General features: G+C 46.2%; 4 protein-coding genes. All 4 read left to right on the forward strand.

Going from position 1 to position 4,305, the window contains the following annotated elements:
- Positions 1 to 28 precede the first annotated feature (28 nt).
- The gene (srtB, locus tag QVO97_RS04460; protein WP_022359188.1) at positions 29 to 847 is read left to right on the forward strand and encodes a class B sortase; all 819 of its coding nucleotides are present in this window, start codon (positions 29 to 31) and stop codon (positions 845 to 847) included.
- Positions 848 to 1,235: 388 nt separating this feature from the next.
- Positions 1,236 to 2,081 carry a tyrosine-type recombinase/integrase gene (locus QVO97_RS04465; protein WP_022359189.1) on the forward strand — a complete coding sequence of 282 codons (846 nt, stop codon included), beginning with the start codon at positions 1,236 to 1,238 and terminating at the stop codon, positions 2,079 to 2,081.
- Between the two features lie 286 nt (positions 2,082 to 2,367).
- Positions 2,368 to 3,033, forward strand: coding sequence for a hypothetical protein (locus tag QVO97_RS04470; RefSeq protein ID WP_288188918.1), 666 nt, complete (start codon positions 2,368 to 2,370; stop codon positions 3,031 to 3,033).
- A 142-nt stretch (positions 3,034 to 3,175) separates the two neighbouring features.
- Complete coding sequence (gene srtB, locus QVO97_RS04475; protein WP_022359191.1) at positions 3,176 to 3,976, forward strand: class B sortase; 801 nt, start codon at positions 3,176 to 3,178, stop codon at positions 3,974 to 3,976.
- Positions 3,977 to 4,305: the final 329 nt, after the last annotated feature.

Genomic DNA, 4,305 nt, shown 5'->3' on the forward strand with positions numbered 1-4,305 from the left:
CTGAACAGTCATGTAAAAGGAAGAGAATATGAGCAGAAAAATCATGCAGCATGTATTTACTCTGATTGTCCTTCTGAGTCTGGGGAGCGCTGTTTTTCTGGGATATAAGCTGGTGCAGAAAGAGAGAGACTATCAGAAAGGGCAGGAATCCCTGGAGCGGGTGTATCAGGTGATGGAGGAGGTCAGAGTTCAGCAGGACGGCAGTTCTCCGTCAGGAAGTCTTTCGTCGCCGGAGGAAGAGGTTAAAGTTAGGGAGCTGAGACGGGAACAATATGCAGTCCTGAATCAGGAAAATCCGGATATGCAGGGATGGATCTACATCAAAGGAACGAAGATAGACTATCCGGTGATGTATACACCTCAGGAACCGGAATACTATATTAATCACAACTTTGATAAGGAAAAATCCAGCTATGGGATGATATTTATAGATGGAGATTGCCAGCTGGAAGAAAGATCCCAGAATCTGCTGCTTTATGGACATCATATGAGAAATGGTGATATGTTTGCGGCTATTGAGAATTATAAAAGAAAAGATTTTTGGCAGAAACATCAGATAATCGAATTTGATACATTGACGGAGAAAGAGACGTATCAGGTGATAGGAGCGTTTAAACAGTCAGCTGCTAACATGGATGAGTCCTTTAAGCGGATGCTTCTGGCAAGGAATGAAGAATCTTACGGAATGCTGATGGATTATCTGAAAGCTAACTGCTTTTATGATACCGGTGTGCAGGCTGCCTGGCCGGAACGACTTATCACGCTCGCTACCTGTGAATATACGCAGCAGGATGGACGTTTTTTTGTGGTGGCAAAACTCATCCCTATGTCAAAGGAAACTCAGTAATATCCTGAAATCTTCAATGGAAGACGTCACTTCGGATCAGCTCATGGTACTGATGGCATTGATATATTATGGTCATCACCGTGGCTTTCAGCCACGTTCACGGAGTTGCTGTGAATGATTCAGGAAAAACATATAAAAATAAAAATAGGACAGCTGTTCCGGGTAAGCTAGGAGCAGCTGTCCTATTTTATTCCGAAAATCAAAGAAATTTTATGTGAAAAGTTTTCAGATCCAGTGATATTTGTTTTTTTGTAAGACTTTTTGTCCTCCGTGCGTATACTATAAGGTTGGTTCTCAGAAAATAGAAAAGTAACGGCAGCTGTGATAGTAAAAACAGCTGCGAAAAACAAATACGCGAGAAGGTTTCGTGAGAAAGTGAGGAAATGCATTGAAACAGAAAAAACAAAATGAATTAGAACAATTTAGGGATTATTTGAGAGAACAGGAAAAAAGCAGCCATACAATCGAAAAATACTGCCGGGACGTGAGAAAGTTTTTGATGTTTGCGGGTGAAGAATGGGATAAAAACACAATTATATCTTTTAAGGAATACCTACAAACGCATTATAAAACGTCCAGCGCCAATTCGATGCTGGCGTCTCTGAACAGCTACTTTCATTTTATCGGAAGACAGGAATACTGTGTCCGCACGTTCCGGGTGCAGAAGCGGATTTTCTGTGATGAGAGACGGGAAATGACGCGCAGCGATTACCAGAAGTTAGTTAAGGCGGCGCGGGGACGCGGCGATGAACGCCTCTGTGCGATTTTGCAGACGATCGCGAGCACGGGCATACGAATCAGCGAGCTTTCATATATTACAGCGGAATCGCTGGCACAGGGGGAAGTGGTGATCGACTGTAAGGGAAAACAGCGGGTGATCCTGCTGCCGCAGTCGCTGATGCTGTATCTGACGCAGTACTGCCAGAAGCAGCGGATCGTGGGAGGCAGTATCTTTGTCACAAGAAGCGGGCATCCGCTCTGCAGACAGAAGGTATGGGCGGATATGAAATCCGTCTGCGCCGAAGCGGGGGTTCTTCCGAGCAAGGTATATCCGCACAATCTACGCCATCTGTTTGCCAAGATCTTTTATGAGCGCGATCACGATCTGGTCCGTCTGGCAGACTATCTGGGTCATAGCAGCGTGGAGACGACAAGGCGTTATACGATCATCAGCAGCCGTGAAGCGTGCCGCAGACAGCTGGAATTGGGTTTGTTGATTGATAGGGAAAATTGACGAAAAACGTAATGGGAATTATGTCCTGAAATGAAAAGAATCTGCATACATATCTAAATATATGACTTTATTATTAAGTCTATCACTTCTGAAAAAAAAATTCAACATACAAAGGCGTTAAAAACAGTACCTGAAATAGCACAGTGTAACTGGGCACATGCGTGAACAGTAACAGATATTGTATCCAAAAGTTGGAAAATCCGGCAAAAACCTTGCAAATTAAAGAAAAAATGAAATAGGCGGATAGGACATAATTCCCATTATGTCAACCGGGGAGGTGGAGTATGTGAGAGAAGATCTGACGGGGCGTCGGTATGGACGCCTGACCGTCTGCCGGGAGGTAAAACCGACAGAAAAAAGCCGCCGCCATTACTGGCTGTGCCGGTGCGACTGCGGGAAAGAAAAGACTGTGGAGGAGTCCCATCTGAAAACAGGGCATACGAAAAGCTGCGGGTGCTATCGGAAGGAGCTTCCGTCCAGTCGGTGGATTGATCTGACAGGGCGTCAGTTCGGACGTTTGAAAGTGCTTGAAGAGGCGGATAATTCCAACCGGACAGGCGAATACTGGAAATGCGTCTGTAGCTGCGGACGCCTGATTGAGGTGTCCAAAGAAAACCTGTGTGCGAGAAAAACCAAGAGCTGTGGCTGCCTGCGGGCGGAGACACGGAAGAAAAACATGAAAAAAGCGATTCATTTTGTAGGCGGAACCTGCCTGGAGCGGATCGCCAACCAGAAAAATACAGCAAACAATACGAGCGGTTACCGCGGCGTCTACCAGCGGGAAAATTCCCGGTGGCGGGCAGCAATCGGCTTTCAGGGAAAAGTGTACAACCTTGGAACTTTCGTAAATCTGGAGGACGCAGTGGCAGCACGGAAAAAAGCAGAAGAGGAACTGTACGAGCCATTTTTGCGGGAACATGGCGTGAAAACGGTGCAGAATGGAGGAATTTAAATCCGCATAAGGGGACAACCCTGTGTTGATGATAAGGCGGAATGTAAAAAGAATAAAAAAGCGAAGAAAAAGAGGGAAAGTTACAGTCAAGGTTGGTTTGGACGTCAGTCAAGATGTTTCACGGACAAAGATGGAGGGAGCGATGCAAAAGTGGATACGAAAAGCAGCGGCTGTGATAGCTGTCATCTGTCTGGCGTTCGGTACAGCGGGAGTGGCAATGCATAAATGGGATGAAATACGTCAGGCGAAGGCCCATGAAGAGTTGACTGCTCAGGTTGTGGGAATGTCGGAAGCAGGGACGACAGGAGAAACAATGCCGGAGAAAAAAGTGCCAGATGTGGAAAATGAGATAGATGAGACAAACGCGATAAAGGAAACAGAATATGTGTCAGCGATTGATTTCTCAGCACTGGATTCCCAGAATCCGGACGTCGTTGCATGGATTCAGATTCCGGGAACACAGATCAATTATCCGGTGGTTCAGGGGAAGGACAATGATTATTACCTGCATCGTGACCTGAACAGGCAGAAGAGCACGGCGGGCACGATTTTTCTGGACTATGCCGATCGGGCGGATTTTTCGTCCCTGCATAATGTGCTGTACGGACATCACATGAAGAATGGAAGTATGTTTAAAGACATTTCCAGATACAAGGATCAGGGTTATTTCGATCAGCATTCAGAAATCATTCTTTATATGCCGGAGCGGGAGATTCATTTAAAAGCCCTGGCGGCTGTCTGCACATCGCCGGATGCGATCCGACGGAAAACGGAGTTTGCATCGGGAGAAGAATTTGCGTCATATATTCAGCAGATGACAGCGGGCGCGAGCGCGTCCGCGCCGATCGAGGGGACGATCGTGCGTTTGTATTCATTTGTGACATGTAGCTATGAATTTAACAATGCCCGGACAATTCTATATGCGTATGAGGCGGCAGAATAGTAACGGTTCACGGGTAGGCACTTTTGGAACCGCGTTACTGGGCACGTATGCGTGAACAGTAACGCAGAATAAGATGGGGAATGTTCCAGATGTGGAAAAACAAAATGCGTTACCATGATGCAGTAACTGGATAGACAGAAAGACATAACATGGAAACGGACCGGAAAGAAATGTTTATACGCTGCTGCATCTGGAAATAGATCTATCAAGGGAGGTAAAGAGATGGAAGAGAGAAAAATCAGGGGGAGGAGCCGGAGGCGGAAGTATAAAAATCAGATGCGCCGTCCGATAGCAGTATTGCTGGCGCTGATGCTGTCGTTTAGTTCCTT

Source organism: Clostridium sp. CAG:43 (assembly GCF_000434655.1).
Classification (GTDB): Bacteria; Bacillota; Clostridia; order Lachnospirales; family Lachnospiraceae; genus Otoolea; species Otoolea fessa.

Coding starts and splice junctions, on each gene's coding strand:
- srtB (WP_022359191.1), top strand. CDS start 3,176: ATGCAAAAGTGGATACGAAAAGCAGCGGCTGTGATAGCTGTCATCTGT.
- srtB (WP_022359188.1), top strand. CDS start 29: ATGAGCAGAAAAATCATGCAGCATGTATTTACTCTGATTGTCCTTCTG.